The sequence below is a fragment of the Candidatus Angelobacter sp. genome (genome assembly GCA_035607015.1).
In the GTDB taxonomy this organism is placed as follows: domain Bacteria; phylum Verrucomicrobiota; class Verrucomicrobiia; order Limisphaerales; family AV2; genus AV2.
This window is the reverse complement of the sequence record DATNDF010000483.1, coordinates 1-14011: the sequence shown is the minus strand read 5'-3', so window position 1 is coordinate 14011 and position 14011 is coordinate 1. Positions and strand designations below refer to the sequence as shown.

The 14011-nt window shown below is 60.4% G+C and carries 14 protein-coding genes; 7 read left to right on the top strand and 7 right to left on the bottom strand.

The features are described from left to right. The 4 genes from VN887_19235 to proB form a co-directional block, all read right to left on the bottom strand. The coding region (locus tag VN887_19235) for an aminopeptidase (protein ID HXT42151.1) at window positions 1-267 on the bottom strand (267 nt) is incomplete at its 3' end. 18 nt (window positions 268-285) lie between these two features. Next, window positions 286-987, bottom strand: a complete 702-nt coding sequence (locus VN887_19230) for a MazG family protein (GenBank protein HXT42150.1) — start codon at window positions 985-987, stop codon at window positions 286-288. A 16-nt stretch (window positions 988-1003) separates the two neighbouring features. Next, a complete protein-coding gene (locus tag VN887_19225; protein HXT42149.1) occupies window positions 1004-1897 on the bottom strand; it encodes a M28 family peptidase in 894 nt (297 codons plus the stop codon). Window positions 1898-1910: 13 nt separating this feature from the next. Next, a complete protein-coding gene (gene proB / locus VN887_19220; protein ID HXT42148.1) occupies window positions 1911-2987 on the bottom strand; it encodes a glutamate 5-kinase in 1077 nt (358 codons plus the stop codon). 142 nt (window positions 2988-3129) lie between these two features. Between proB and VN887_19215 the strand changes: the two genes are divergently transcribed. Then, window positions 3130-4200, top strand: coding sequence for a M42 family metallopeptidase (locus tag VN887_19215; protein ID HXT42147.1), 1071 nt, complete (start codon window positions 3130-3132; stop codon window positions 4198-4200). Here the strand turns inward: VN887_19215 and VN887_19210 are convergent. The 3 genes from VN887_19210 to VN887_19200 form a co-directional block, all read right to left on the bottom strand. Beyond that, entirely contained in the window at window positions 4184-4525 is a 342-nt protein-coding gene (locus VN887_19210) for a hypothetical protein (protein HXT42146.1), read from the bottom strand. The two genes, VN887_19215 and VN887_19210, sit on opposite strands and share 17 nt — an antisense overlap. 3 nt (window positions 4526-4528) lie before the next feature. Beyond that, window positions 4529-5257 (bottom strand): AsmA family protein, encoded by a 729-nt coding sequence (locus VN887_19205; GenBank protein ID HXT42145.1) that lies wholly within the window; start codon window positions 5255-5257, stop codon window positions 4529-4531. Window positions 5258-5365: 108 nt separating this feature from the next. Further along, window positions 5366-5974, bottom strand: coding sequence for a hypothetical protein (locus tag VN887_19200; protein HXT42144.1), 609 nt, complete (start codon window positions 5972-5974; stop codon window positions 5366-5368). Between the two features lie 205 nt (window positions 5975-6179). Between VN887_19200 and recG the strand changes: the two genes are divergently transcribed. From recG to VN887_19170, 6 genes are all read left to right on the top strand, one after another. After that, complete coding sequence (recG, locus tag VN887_19195; GenBank protein ID HXT42143.1) at window positions 6180-8228, top strand: ATP-dependent DNA helicase RecG; 2049 nt, start codon at window positions 6180-6182, stop codon at window positions 8226-8228. Between the two features lie 43 nt (window positions 8229-8271). Beyond that, on the top strand, window positions 8272-8394 hold the full coding sequence (locus tag VN887_19190; GenBank protein ID HXT42142.1) for a hypothetical protein: 123 nt from the start codon (window positions 8272-8274) through the stop codon (window positions 8392-8394). 101 nt (window positions 8395-8495) lie between these two features. Next, entirely contained in the window at window positions 8496-8855 is a 360-nt protein-coding gene (locus VN887_19185; GenBank protein HXT42141.1) for a hypothetical protein, read from the top strand. A gap of 263 nt (window positions 8856-9118) precedes the next feature. Beyond that, window positions 9119-10660 (top strand): glutamine-hydrolyzing GMP synthase, encoded by a 1542-nt coding sequence (guaA, locus tag VN887_19180; GenBank protein ID HXT42140.1) that lies wholly within the window; start codon window positions 9119-9121, stop codon window positions 10658-10660. A 587-nt stretch (window positions 10661-11247) separates the two neighbouring features. Continuing rightward, window positions 11248-12327, top strand: a complete 1080-nt coding sequence (locus tag VN887_19175; GenBank protein HXT42139.1) for an ATP-dependent 6-phosphofructokinase — start codon at window positions 11248-11250, stop codon at window positions 12325-12327. 161 nt (window positions 12328-12488) lie between these two features. Continuing rightward, window positions 12489-14011: hypothetical protein (locus tag VN887_19170; protein ID HXT42138.1), on the top strand; the 1523-nt coding region annotated here is incomplete at its 3' end.

The window sequence follows — 14011 nt, the reverse complement described above, 5'->3', positions numbered from 1 at the left end:
CTGGACCTTCTTCATGCGAAACATGTCAACGTCGCGAACGAGTTCGGCGTGTTTCCGGTTCGTGCCGCGCAGGATCTCGCGGTTCACGCGCGTGTGACGGACTTCAACCAGCGGTATGGCGCCGACCGCGCGCGCCGCGCGGATCAGTTCGACCGAGGCTTCGTCGGGCACATCGCTCAAATCGAACAGCACGCGGTCGCCTTTTTTCAGTCCGGTCGAGTATTCAATCAGCAGCTTTGCCAGTTTTGTGTAGCGGGGATCGGTCATAAGGGTGGCGATAATTATTCAGATTCCCTTCGGACGTCGAGCAACTTGTGTGCGTTCGACCCGGCGTAATTCGCGCTCGATTTTCTTCAGTTCCGACCGCAACAACTCTTCGGCAGACCAGCCGCGGGCCTGCGCGTTCTCGGCGATGGCGAAGAGCTGTCTGGCCAAAGCGGCACGGGAGCCGAGCCTGCCCGGAGATTTTGCTTCACGACCGGGCCGCGTGTCCTTTCTCCGCCAGACCCCCGCTTTGCGCGCTTTCTTGACGAGTTTTTCGGCCCGAAGCAGGGCGGGCAGGTGTTTCGGGATGCCGTCCAGGGCAGAGGGACGCGCGTGCCGTGTCCCCTGCTTCTCCGCGCGCTTGATCTTTTCCCAGTTCGCCCAGACCTGGTCCACGTCCTTGACCTTGAGGGAGCCAAAAACGTGCGGGTGCCGGCGGATCAGCTTTTCGGTGATGTGCCGCGCGACTTGCTCAAAATCGAATGCGCCGCGTTCCCGCGCCAGTTGACAGTGAAACACGACCTGCAACAACAGATCTCCCAACTCCTCCTGCATCTCGCAATCGTCACCGGCCTCTATGGCGTCCATCAGCTCATAGACCTCCTCGACCGCGTGGAAGCGCAGTGACCTATGATCCTGTTCGCGGTCCCACGGGCAACCCGTGGGAGAACGGAGTCTGGCCATGACGCGAAGAAGGTCGTCGATGGCGGGCTTCCTTTTCATGTCAAACGCTGCAGAATCAGCTGGACAGCACCGACGCGACCAACAATTGTGACACCGACCGAAGAAACGGATAGTTGAGCGTCTCCGGCCTGTCTCCCGGCTGATGGTAAAGGGGATTCCGGAACTCGGACGTGTCGGTCCACATCGTCGCGGGAATGCGCCGCTGCCAGAACGGCGCGTGGTCGCTCCGCAGCAGGACTGGAAAGTATTTCTCCAATCCCAAAGTCACGCGCAATCCGACGACCGGGAATCCGGGGAGGTAGGTCTTCGCATGTGCCAGCAGGCTGCCGAGAACGCGATAAGAACCGCGATTAGCCAGAAGGGCGAGGAAATCACCTGTGTCCGGGACCCGCAAGGGCAGTCCCGGCGGGATTCGCTGCGACCCGGGCTGTTCCGAAGCACAGCCAACCATCTCCAGAATATGAGCATATTTCAGCCGCACACGGGAACCTGCCAGCCATTCCACAAAATTCTGGCTGCCCAGCATCCCCTCTTCTTCGCGATTGAACGAAACAAAACCAACCGCGGGGCCTCCCGGCACAGCAGCGCAGGCTTTGGCGCAGCTCAGCATCGCGGCGACCGCGCTGGCATTGTCATCGGCCCCGGGACAACCCTCGATGCTGTCGTAATGAGCGCCCACCAATATCAGTGGCGCGGAAACATCTCTGGGCAGGGCGACCACGTTCCACCACGGTCCCTGCAGTTCCACCTGATAGTTCCAGCTTTGGAGTTTTGAGGCGATCCACAACGCGGTGTTCTTGTTTTCCTCCGGTTCGTGCCCGTAATGGCGCGGCACCGCAAGCCGCTCGACCCATTCACGCAGCTCCTGTTCCGTAACCGAGGCGAGGCTCTTTCGGATCTGCGGCAGTGGCATCCTGGCCCGCGTCGGTGAAGCGTCTTTGGTGAGCATCGATTGGCCTGTTTCAGAGGATGACCAGATTGTCCCGATGCACCACCTCCACGCGCCGGAGCTGGCGCGCGTTGATCTCGCCGGAGCTGAAATCAGCAATGCCACGCGCGAATTCGGTTCCGTCCAGATCGCAAATCCGCACAACCTCGCCCTTGGCAAATTCGCCCTCGCACCGCGCGATGCCTGGCGGGAGCAGGCTCCTGCCCTTTTCACGCAGCGCATTCTTCGCCCCCGCGTCCACGAACAACGCGCCTTTCGGGTGATGAAAAAAAGCAATCCAGCGTTTGCGGCCTTTCAGTTTGTTCGGTTGGGGAACAAACAACGTCCCCTCCTCGTGGCCGCCGACAATGCCGGCGAGCACGCTCTTCTTCCTTCCCGAGGCGACCACCAGCGGAATGCCGGAGCGGGTGGCGATTTTGGCCGCCTGTATCTTGGTGGCCATGCCGCCCACCGCTGTGGTACTGTCCGTACCCCCCGCCAGTGATTCGATCCGTTCGTCGATCTGTTCGACAACCGGAATCGTGCGCGGATTTGCCCTGCCGAAGTTTTCAATGACGCCGTCCACGGTGGTAAGGACGACGAGAAGGTCCGCCGGCAGGAGACACGCGACCAGCGCCGAGAGTTTGTCGTTGTCCCCGAATTTCAACTCGGTGAAGGAGACCACGTCGTTTTCGTTGATGATCGGAATGACCCCGCGACCGAGCAGCGTCACGAGTGTGTTGCGGACGTTGAGATGCCGCTCGTGGTGCTGCAAATCATCGTGTGTGAGCAACACTTGGGCGACGTGGATTTCAAATCTGGCGAACAGTTTTTCGTAGGTCGTCATCAACCGTGACTGGCCGACGGCGGCGCACGCCTGCAACTCGGCCAGGCCGGCGGGCCGGCGCGCAAGGCCCAGCGCGCCCATGCCCGCGCCGACCGCGCCCGACGTGACGAGAACAATTTCCCTGCCCGATTTCCGGAGCTCTCCCACCTGGGCGACCAGTTGCTCCATTTGCGCCAGGTCCGGCTGCTTCCGGCTGTCGGTCAGAACACCCGTGCCGAGTTTCACGACAATGCGGCCGGCTTTTTTGAGGGACTCTCGATGCACACGGAGTTCGTAGCAAAGACGCCAACCAGTGTCGAGAAGCGAGCGAAAACGAGAGATCTGACGCGGGGGACAAGCCGTGAACGCCACCTGTCCGGACAACTTTGAACTTTGAACTTCACGCCTTGAACTCCATAGTCACGGCATGCGCGAAGAGTCGTTGGATTTCCTGAGAACGCTCGTCAACACGCCGAGTCCTTCCGGACACGAGGTGCGCGGGCAGCGCGTGTGGCTGGATTACGTCAGCGATTTCGCCGACGAGACCTTTTCAGACGCCTACGGCAACTGCGTCGCGACATTGAACAAGGGCGGCTCGCCGCGCCTCATGCTCGCGGCGCACGCGGACGAGATCGCGATGACCGTTAATTACATCAACGACGAAGGGTTCATCTACGTGCGCAAGCTCGGCGGCATTGACGCGGCCATCACCAAGGCGCAGCGGGTGCTCATTCACACGCGCAACGGGGCGGTCAAGGGCGTCGTCGGAAACGTGGCCCCGCATTTGAGCAAGATGGACAAGGAGCGGAAACTGCCGGAAATGCACGACCTGTTCATTGACATCGGCGTGAACAGCCGCAAGGAAGCGCAGAAGCTCGTCGCCATCGGCGACCCGATCACGCTGGCGGACGAGTTTGAACTGTTGCGGAACGATCTGGCCGTGGCGCGCGCCTTCGACAACCGCATTGGGACCTTCGCTGTCGCAGAGGCGCTGCGACTGTTGGGCGATTCGAAACGCCGGCTGAACGCGGAGGTCTGCGCCGTCTCGAACATCATGGAGGAAACCGGTCTGCTGGGCGCGCGGCAGATTGCTTATACCCTCAAGCCGGACGTGGCGCTGGTGGTGGACGTGACGCATGCGACGGACTATCCGACGGTGAGCAGGCCGCGACACGGCGACGTGAAAATTGGCGGCGGGCCGACTCTCACGCACGGCGGCGGCAATCATCCGGAGGTGGTCACGCGCATCGAAGCGGTTGCCGCGCAGAAAAAAATCCATTTGCAGCACGAGGCGCAGTCGAGCACGAGCGGGACGGACACCGATGTGATTTTCTGGACGCGCGGCGGCATCCCCAGCGCGCTGATCAGCCTGCCCAATCGCTACATGCACTCCCCGGTGGAGGTCGTGAGTCTCAAAGACCTGGGAAAGATACCCGAACTGATGGCCGCATTCGCCCTTTCGCTCAGAAGGGGCGAGGAGTTCAAGGTGAAGATTTAGCGCCCGTTGCGGAACGGTTTGCTTCCTTCGCGACGTGGAGGACCGTTCCACCGAGGTTCAATCCCTTCCAGATCTCCAGATCTTCCGGCTCTGCGTAGTTGAGACAGAGACAGACCTCGTCCACTCCCGCGCGGCGTGCCGATTCAACCGCGTCAATCGGCACCACGACGGTGAGCTCGCGGTTGAGCGGTATGCGAACGAACATGCCGGCCCGGACCTCGCCCTCGACAACTGATCCGGCGAGCACGAACGTCCTGCGGGCTTCCAACGCGAACGACGCCGAGACTTTGAACTTTCCGCCCACGGCCTTGTCGAGTGTCGCCATCTGTCATTTCTTTTCCGTTGCTTCGGCCGGACCGGCGGGTGCTTTCTGCGGCTCTTTATCAACGGAGTTCACGGCTTTCCCGGGCGCGTTCGGTTGATCCAGCAGCCCGTCGGAAAGGAATTTCATCCCCTTTTCCAGTGCGATCCGCGCGACGAGCGGCTGAAGATCCTGAAACGACTTCACGTTCCTGACGGTTTCGCTTTTCAAACCGACGTAAACTTCTTCGTTGTCGGCCGGTTTTTTTTCGCTCGTGAATTTCAACCTTCCAACGGTCAGTTTGAGGGTGTCAATGACTTCAAATTCAGCCCTGGATCCGACCGATGTAGAAGACGGCGGGTTCCGTTTTTGGTGTTCCTGCAGCGCCTGGAGGTTGGTTTTTCCGTCTTTGTTTTGGACGATGTGCAGTTCGCCGAGGTTGAACCGCACCAGATTCAAATGGACTTTCCACGAACGCAACGCCGACAGGTCGTATTGGGCGTACAATTCGGGAATGTCCATGAATGTCGAGCCTCCGAAGTCAGAAGAATTGACGAGCTTGAAATTCTCGACGGTGAGCGTGGGCTTTCTCAAACCAATGGAAACCCTTCCAATCTTCACCTCCAGCCCGGTCTGCGACCGGATTTCCCGCTCCGCGAGGGACTTCGCGATCTGATCCAGGAACAGAACCAACACCAGAACAAGGAAGAGCAGCGCGAGGATCAGCCGGAACATCCACTTGAAGAGCTTCTTCATGCCGCATTTGTAGCAACGGCGGCAGGGCGCGACAACGGCGAATTCGTCTTCATTCGTGTCGTTTTGCCTGTGTTTCGCTCGTGATCAGCGGGACAACGAGAAAATCTTTTACAACGGGACGTCCTCCGGGCGCACTTCCAGACATTCGTCCTGGTCTTCCCAAATCGCCGCCGCGTAAAAGTCCAAAAACTTCGGCGCGACCTGCGTGCCCGCCTGGGCGAGCAACCGTTCGGCTTCCCTGGCCGCGTTCTCGAAGGCGCGGTCGTAGTTGCCGACGCTTTTGCGCTGGCGGTCTTCCCAGTGGGCGACAGCGTGAACCGGCGCGTACTCCTCCGCCCATGATTTGATCGCCGGCTGCAATTCAGCAGGAATCTCATCCAGCGGCACGGCGGTGCCCGAACAATGCTGGCAAACGAGGCCCGATTCCAGCACGTCGCGCGTGAGCAGCGGCAGCAGCGGCGCGCGACAGCAGGGAGCCTCGACATACCTGGCGGGCGGATTGACAAGACGTTTCAGCCAGATCTGCCGGTCGTGCGAGACTTGCGCCGCGAGCCGGTACGCCCCGAGCAGCGGATGCGACAACCGCCAGGCGCGCCCCTCCAGTTGCCCCAGCGTTTGCGCCAGCCAGCGGGCCAGTGTCAGGTCGTCGAAATCATCGAACACCTTGCCGTACTCCTGCCAGAGACTGTCGAGTGGAGATTCAGGATCAATCGCCATTGGACCCGAGCTTAAATCCAGAACGGTAACTTCAAAGATCAAAGTTTAAGATTGGTTCGCGTGGAAGGCGGGCTGGGAAACCCTCGCCCGGCCCCTCACCCTCTTTTGATGTTCCACCGGTCTGCGCGAAACCACGAATCACCATCACGACGCGCCTGATCGAATTCATTTTCCCTTTTGCGTTTTTGTCCCTAAAAGCCTTTCTGTGTCAACCGCGCTGCCCGCCAATCCGCTGGAAGCCCCCCTCACGACGCTGCGCGGGGTCGGATCCGAACGCGCGGCCCAACTGGTTCGCTTGAAACTGCACAACGTCGGCGACCTGCTGCTGCACCGGCCTCGACGCCACGAGGACCGCCGCCGCTTCCGCGCCGTCGTGGACCTGCGGTCCGGCGAGGCCGCCGTTGTCCGGGGGAAAATCATCGCCCTCGGCCTCAAACGCTGGCGCGGCGGCAGCAAATCCGTCTTCGAGTTCATCCTCGATGATGGCACTGCGCGGCTCCATTGCCGGTGGTGGAACCTGCCTTTCATGGAAAAATACTTTCAGCAGGGCGATGAAGTGCTCGCCTATGGCAGGCCCGTTTCACTCAAGCCGCGAGCCATGGACCACCCTGAAACCGAAATCGTCGAGGCGGGCGAGGAAAACTTCATTCATCTCAATCGCATCGTGCCGGTTTATCCGCTCACCGAGGGATTGCCCCAGCGCTGGCTGCGTTCGTTGATCTGGCGAACGCTCGAAGAGCACGAGGCGCACATCCCCGAGCCACGGCCCGAAATCACCGCGCACGCTGCAGCCGCGACCTTCAGGTTGCGCGGACAGTCCCCGGCTCACGGTTCGCAAGCGGGGACTTGCGGCTGCGGCCCGTTTCCCGCGCGGGCCGGCGCGATTCGCCTGTTGCATTTCCCCGGGGAAATGGCGGACGTGGAGATTGCCCGGCAGCGGCTGGCGCTGGACGAATTTCTCGAACTCCAACTGGAGATTCAGCGCCGGCGCAAAAAACTTCAGGCCAGCGCGCGCGGACTGCCATGCGCCGGCGACAACCGTTTGATCAAACCGTTTCTCAAGCAGCTCGGTTTCACCCTGACCGGCGCGCAGACCAGGGTCTTGCGTGAGATCCGCAGGGACCTGGGCGGCGCGCAACCGATGCGCCGGTTGCTGCAAGGCGACGTCGGCTCGGGCAAAACGGTCATCGGGGCGTGTGCCGCGCTCATGACGCTCGAAAGCGGTTTCAACGTCGCGCTCATGGCGCCGACCGAGATTCTGGCCTATCAACATTTTCAAACGTTCAGCCGCTGGCTTGGACCGTTGGGAATTGACGTGCAGTTGCGCACAGGCGGACGGAAGACTCTGCAGGTTGCGTCACGTGTCTCGCGCCTTTTCATCGGCACCCATGCGCTCCTTGAATCCGGTTTCTCGCCCGAAAACCTCGGCCTGGCCGTCATTGACGAGCAGCACAAGTTCGGCGTCGCGCAGCGCGAAAAGCTCGTGCGCAAGGGCCGCTACCCGCACCTGCTGGTAATGACCGCGACGCCGATTCCGCGCACCCTGGGTCTCACGCTGTACGGCGACCTCGACATTTCAGTGATTGACGAGCTTCCGGCCGGCCGCGGTCGCATCCAGACCTTCGTGCGCTCCGCCGAAAAGCTACCGAGGGTTTTGGAATTCGTCCGCGGCAAACTTAAGGAAGGCCGACAGGCCTACGTGGTTTATCCGCGCGTCGAAGAAACGGATAACCAGGCGTTGAAGGCCGTGACGAAAGAATGGGAGAGGCTGCAAAGAGAATTCACTCCGTTCCAGGCCGGGTTGCTGCATGGGCGCCTCAAGCCGGAGGAGAAAGAGCGCGTGATGGCCGGTTTCCGCGCGGGCCGGATTCAGGTGCTTGTGGCGACCTCGGTGGTCGAAGTTGGCGTAGACGTGCCGAATGCCACGGTGATGCTCATCGAGAATGCCGAACGATTTGGACTCGCGCAACTCCACCAACTGCGCGGGCGCATCGGCCGCGGGGCGCACCGGTCGTATTGCATCCTGGTGGCTGACGTCAAATCCGACGAGGCACGGGAGCGGTTGAAAGTGCTGGAAGAAACCAACGACGGATTTCGCATCGCCGAAGAGGACTTGAAACTGCGCGGGCCGGGCGAACTGCTCGGCCGCGAGCAAAGCGGCCTGCCGCCGTTTCGCTTTGGCGATCTGGCGCGGGACCGTGAACTGGTCGAATGCGCGCGTGGACTGGCGGCGGAGGCATTGAAAAATACGTGAAATTTCCGCTTGGCGTCCGGTGGCCACGGGTTAAAATTACAGCATGAAAAAGCTCATAACGTATCTGTTTCTGGCGCTGGTCAGTGTTTCGTTCTTCGTCGCTTGTAGCGACAGCGGGGATATGTCCTCTCCGCCGGCAACGAACGCGCCCGCGCCGAAAAAGTAACGCAGGCAAAAGAGAGATTGACCGGCCAGGCCGCCTCAATGACGGCCTGGCCCTTTTTGTTTCCCCCTTGGATTTGCGACAAAGTCGGCTAAGTTAATCGCATGAAAAACCTCCTTCCACTTCTTTTGCTGGGCGGTCTGGCGCTGACAGGCTGCGGCAAGAAAGAGGCCGCGTCCACGACCTCCTCAACCAACGAGAATTATTCCAGCGGGAACCCGGTCACCGCGCCGGTGGATTATCTGGGCGCCATCGCCAAGGCCAAAAAGAACTCGGAGAAGACCATCGACACCGTGTCGTTGAACCAGACGATTCAACAGTTCAACGCCGCCGAAGAACATTATCCGAAGGATCTGAACGAACTGGTCACGGAAAAGTATCTGCCCAGAATCCCCGACGCGCCTTACGGGATGAAGTTCGTCTATGACGCGGCCACAGGCACGGCGAAGGTCGTGCCGAAGTAGCCCGGCAATTGCCGGCAAATCAAGCCGGTCAAGATTCATTCACGGACTGAAGGGCGGATAAAATTGGTTCGAGACGTTTTTGCCAGCCACGAACCATTTGCTCTTCGTCGCGGCTGACGATCTGACCAAGCGTGCCTGAGCCGCCGGAGAACTTTCCTTTTTGCGTTCGTTGGTCGCGTGGTGGCTAACCCGGACGTCAGGGTTCCTGATTTTTCTCTCGCTAAATCCGGTCAGTGCCGTAAAAGACTTCCCCTTCATTTCGGATGAACGAGCAAATTGTCATTCTCGATTTCGGCTCCCAATACACGCAGGTCATCGCGCGTCGCATCCGCGAGTGCAACGTCTATTCCACCATCCTGCGCTACGACACGCCGGCAAAGAAAATCGCTGCTCTCAAACCTGGCGGCCTGATCCTGTCCGGCGGCCCGGCCAGTGTTTATGCCAAGGACGCGCCGTTGCCCGACAAAAACATCTTCAAACTCGGCATTCCCGTGCTCGGCATCTGTTATGGCGTCCAGATTATCGGCCAGTTCCTCGGCGGCAGGGTCGAGCCGGGCCAGAAACGCGAGTTCGGCAAGGGCATCCTGACGGTGCGCGACGGCTCATGTGCGTTGTTCCAGGGATTGCCCGGCAAGCTGCAGGTCTGGAATTCGCACGGCGACCGGCTCACCCGGCTGCCCGGCGGGTTCAAACCCGTGGCCGCGACGGAGAACTCCGATTACGCCGCCATCGAAAACCGGGCGAAAAACCTGTTCGGCATTCAGTTCCATCCGGAGGTCGTTCACACGCCGCGCGGCCTCGAAATCCTTTCCAACTTCGTCCATGGCATCTGCGGCTGCGGCAGGGACTGGACCATGCGCAACTACGTCGAGCAGGCGGTCGAGGGAATCCGCTCCCAGGTCGGCAACGAGAAAGTGATCCTCGGTCTGAGCGGGGGCGTGGATTCCAGCGTCGCGGCCGCGCTGATTCACAAGGCCATCGGCGACCAGCTCACCTGCATCTTCGTCAACAACGGCCTGCTGCGCGCGCGCGAAGCCGAAGTCGTGCAGGAAGTCTTCGGCCGCAACTTCCGTGTCAAGCTGCTCTACGAGGACGCCTCGAAGCTGTTTTTGCGGCGGCTCAAGGGAGTGACCGACCCGGAGCGCAAACGCAAAATCATCGGCCGGACGTTCATCGAGGTTTTTCAGACGGCGACCAAACGCGCCGGCAAGGCGAAATTCCTGGCGCAAGGCACGCTGTACCCCGACGTGATCGAGTCGGTGTCCATCGCGGGCAATCCTGCGGCGATGATCAAAAGCCATCACAACGTCGGCGGCCTGCCCAAGAAGATGAAGTTCAAGCTGGTCGAGCCGTTGAAATGTCTGTTCAAGGACGAAGTGCGCCAGCTCGGGCTGGAACTCGGCCTGCCGAAAGAGATCGTTTACCGCCAGCCGTTCCCCGGGCCGGGCCTCGCCGTGCGTTGCCTTGGGGTAGTGACACCGGAGAAACTGAAGGTTCTCCGACGGGCCGACGCGATTGTCGTCGAGGAGATGAAGGCGAGCGGGCTTTATTACAAGACGTGGCAGACGTTCGCGGTGCTGCTGCCGGTTCGCAGCGTGGGCGTGCAAGGCGACGAGCGGACTTACGACTGGACCCTCGCCATCCGCGCCGTCGAATCGCAGGACGGCATGACGGCGGACTGGGTGAAGCTGCCCTACGAGTTGTTGGAAAAGATCTCGCTGCGCATCACCAATGAAGTGCGCGGCCTCAACCGCGTCGTCTTCGATCTCACCAGCAAGCCGCCGGGCACGATTGAGTGGGAGTGAAGAAGGGCCAATCTAACCGTTCGGGAACAAGTGCGGTGAAACGCTTCTCGGTGTGTGCGTTCTTGCCAATCATAAGCTGTCTGGTTTTGCCGTCATGCACTCCCGGATACAAATCCACAGTGAATGGATTCGCAGCGGGACTGACTTCAGTTACCACTCCTTCAACCCTCAGAGCCTGGGCGCAACAAGAAGTGGCGAAGGCTAACGGCGAATCGATAGGTGCGAATACAAAGGTCCCCGCTCCGCCCTTTGAACAAATAAGCCCGTGGGGCGAACCGATGACGGTGACTGCAGATACAGAAAGAAATGTTGTCATTGTTGTTTGGAGACATTCGTTGGCGAACGGTTGGCTCTTTTTGGAAATTGGGCCCCCAAATTACACACCTGCGAAAAAACCCGACAGTTACCGCTTTCAGTGGGCTCCCGGCATTTGGATTTCAAGCAACACGAAAGGTTAGTGAAGTTGAGAGATGTTCGCTTTTCTAAAGGCGCGCGGTGCGTGCAAAACCAAGTCTCGTGAATGATTGACTCGTAGGCATCCCGATACAGATTGCCGATTGTGGATGGTCGGTTACGATTCGCCCGGCATGAGCGAGCGCATCGGCATTCTCACGGGCGGCGGTGATTGTCCCGGGTTGAACGCGGTCATCCGCGCCGTGGTCAAGGCCGCCGCCAAGCGTGGCTGGGAAACCATAGGATTCCTCGACGGCTATGAGGGACTGCTGGACCTGCGTTACCGCGCCCTCAACTATCACGAGATGGACGGCCTGCTGCTTCTCGGCGGCACCATTCTGGGCACAACGAACAAGGGGCGGTTCGTCGCGAAGACCGGTCACGGTGACGTCAGAAAGGTTCCCGCTGAAATCCTTCAACAAGCGAAACGTAATTTTGATCAGGCGGGTTTGCGCGCACTGGTCTGCGTCGGGGGCGACGGGTCGCTCACCATCGCGCAACAACTCTTCGAGCACGGCCTGCCGCTGGTGGGCGTTCCCAAGACGATCGACAACGATCTCGAAGCGACCGTGATGACGTTCGGATTCGACTCGGCCGTCGCGTGCGCGACCGACGCCCTGGACCGGCTCCGGACCACCGCAGAGAGTCACAATCGCGTCATGGTGCTGGAAGTGATGGGCCGCTACACCGGATGGATCGCGGCGCATGCGGGCATCGCGGGCGGCGGCGACGTGATTTTGATCCCCGAGATTCCGTTTCGCTACGAGCGCGTCTGCGCCAAGGTCATCGAGCGCGAGCAACAGGGCAAAAAATTCACGCTCGTTGTCGTGGCCGAGGGCGCACACGAACAGGGCAAGGGATTCGTGACCAACGGCGGCGAGCAGGACAATCGCGAAACCCGGCTCGGCGGGATCGGCGCGGCGGTCGCGGCGGAAATCGAGAAGCGGACCGGCAAGGAAACGCGCGTCTGTGTTCTCGGCCACCTGCAACGCGGCGGCGGGCCAACGACCTTCGACCGCCTGTTGTGCACGCGATTCGGGGCACGGGCCGTCCAACTCGTCGCGGACCGACAGTACGGCTACATGGTCGCGTTGCGGCCGCCCGACACCGTTGCCGTAAAAATCACCGACGCCATTGGCCGCCTGCGCACCGTGCCGCTCGACGGCGACCTTGTGCAAACGGCGAGGGCTTTGGGAATCAGTTTTGGCGAGTGATGCCAGGTTTTTTCCAGATCCGATACCGGCCACCGGGAAGGTTTCTCGCCGGAATCAACCGGTGCGCGGGGCTTGCGCTTCTTTTCTCAACGGCCGTGTCCGGCTTGGGTGTCGGGAACGGACGCGAGCTGTCGTTGCCTTCGCCCCCGGCGCCGAAACGGATGAAGTTCGACGTCCGGTCGGACGACGGATTGATCCAAACCATCGGCGCGATGGATGAGTTGATCGACCGCGCGGAACAGGAGGGAAAAGAACGGAGGCAGCATCGTGAAGAGATGGTCACGATGAAACCGCCAGCGGAAATGACCCGCGATGAGTTGAGCCGGTATTTCAACGAACCCGACGGCCGGTTCACGCGTCATGATTTGCACGGATTGAAGGAAATCCGGCGCCTGGCCCGTGCCGTCCTCGAAACACGCGACGTTGCGTCGCGCGAGAGGCTCATTCATGCAATGGAGGAAATTACTTCCGCCATCAACAACAATCACCGTCTCCCGGTGCCGGCAAACCTGGACTTCATCGAGTTCCCGTTCGCGGCGCTGGAACGCTGGCGTTACTCCATCGGGCAGGGACACAGACGCGCGACCAACCTCGACGCCCGCTCGAATGACGAAGGTGATCCCGGCAAGGAAGATCCGGTATCCTCGACGTTCTGGTCGCGTCCGCCGTCAATCAGCGACCGGGACGTTTATCACGGATTCGGTCGAAACGAGCTTCCAAGATTCGAGGACCCGCTTTGCATTTACGACGCGCCGAAGACGAGTTACGGCACGAACCCGGGTTTCGAGGTTCGATGCGGCGGCCTGCGGATGAAGGTGAAGTTTGGCGAAACAAGCTCGGAACCGTTCACCGCGCGCATTTTTTGGGCGCTGGGCTACCACGTTGATCCAACCGACCACGCCGAGCATTTGAAAATCCGGTACGACCGCCGTCTGTTGCGCGAATTTCATCAGCGCAAGGAGATCAAGACGACGTTCCGCCTTCTGGGTTTCATTCCGCTTTACACGATGAAGTTGCAACGGCGTTACGATCCGTTCGATTACATCGCGTTTGCCGCCATGAAAGACGGCGGGCGCATTTCAGGGAGTGAACTCAAGCGCCGCCTTTTTCGCGATTCCAGAAAGAAACACCCGGAAGATGAGCCGGAAAATTTCCGCCCTGAAGTCGAGGCGCAAATCGATCACCTTGTCACCGTGGCCGCCAACGTGCAGATCAAAGAGGAGAACACCCGGAGCATCGGTCCGTGGGACTTCGGCCAGGCCGGCCACGAAAACCTCCGCGAGTTGCGCGGCGCGGGGCTGCTGGCCGCCTGGCTTGGATGGTTCGATTCACGTTTTGAAAACACACGTCTGAAACTGGTCGCAACGGACGATGGAAAAGAGCTGCGCCACTACTTCAGCGACCTCGGCGGCGGGCTGGGCGAGGGCAGCAGCTTTTTCTCGCCGCGTGGTGAGCGGCCGGACCGTTTCACGTCTTCGTTCACGAAATCCAGCGCCGGCGGACGCTTTCGCATCGTGGGGTTCAAACCCATCGAACGAACCGCGGCTTTCGAGGAAATGACCGTTGACGATGCGCGTTGGATGGCGCGTTTGATCGCTCAATTGCGGGAGGAACAAATTGCCCGGGCGCTGACCGTATCGGGTTTCGATCCCGCCCAGGTGAGGCTTTACACCGAAAAGCTCGT

What these genes read in the sequence shown, in the direction of transcription:
- VN887_19230 (HXT42150.1), bottom strand. Translation starts at nt 987, where the DNA reads ATGAAAAGGAAGCCCGCCATCGACGACCTTCTTCGCGTCATGGCCAGA.
- VN887_19175 (HXT42139.1), top strand. Translation starts at nt 11,248, where the DNA reads ATGAGCGAGCGCATCGGCATTCTCACGGGCGGCGGTGATTGTCCCGGG.
- VN887_19210 (HXT42146.1), bottom strand. Translation starts at nt 4,525, where the DNA reads ATGGCGACACTCGACAAGGCCGTGGGCGGAAAGTTCAAAGTCTCGGCG.
- VN887_19225 (HXT42149.1), bottom strand. Translation starts at nt 1,897, where the DNA reads ATGCTCACCAAAGACGCTTCACCGACGCGGGCCAGGATGCCACTGCCG.
- VN887_19185 (HXT42141.1), top strand. Translation starts at nt 8,496, where the DNA reads ATGAAAAACCTCCTTCCACTTCTTTTGCTGGGCGGTCTGGCGCTGACA.
- VN887_19205 (HXT42145.1), bottom strand. Translation starts at nt 5,257, where the DNA reads ATGAAGAAGCTCTTCAAGTGGATGTTCCGGCTGATCCTCGCGCTGCTC.
- guaA (HXT42140.1), top strand. Translation starts at nt 9,119, where the DNA reads ATGAACGAGCAAATTGTCATTCTCGATTTCGGCTCCCAATACACGCAG.
- VN887_19215 (HXT42147.1), top strand. Translation starts at nt 3,130, where the DNA reads ATGCGCGAAGAGTCGTTGGATTTCCTGAGAACGCTCGTCAACACGCCG.
- VN887_19200 (HXT42144.1), bottom strand. Translation starts at nt 5,974, where the DNA reads ATGGCGATTGATCCTGAATCTCCACTCGACAGTCTCTGGCAGGAGTAC.
- VN887_19190 (HXT42142.1), top strand. Translation starts at nt 8,272, where the DNA reads ATGAAAAAGCTCATAACGTATCTGTTTCTGGCGCTGGTCAGTGTTTCG.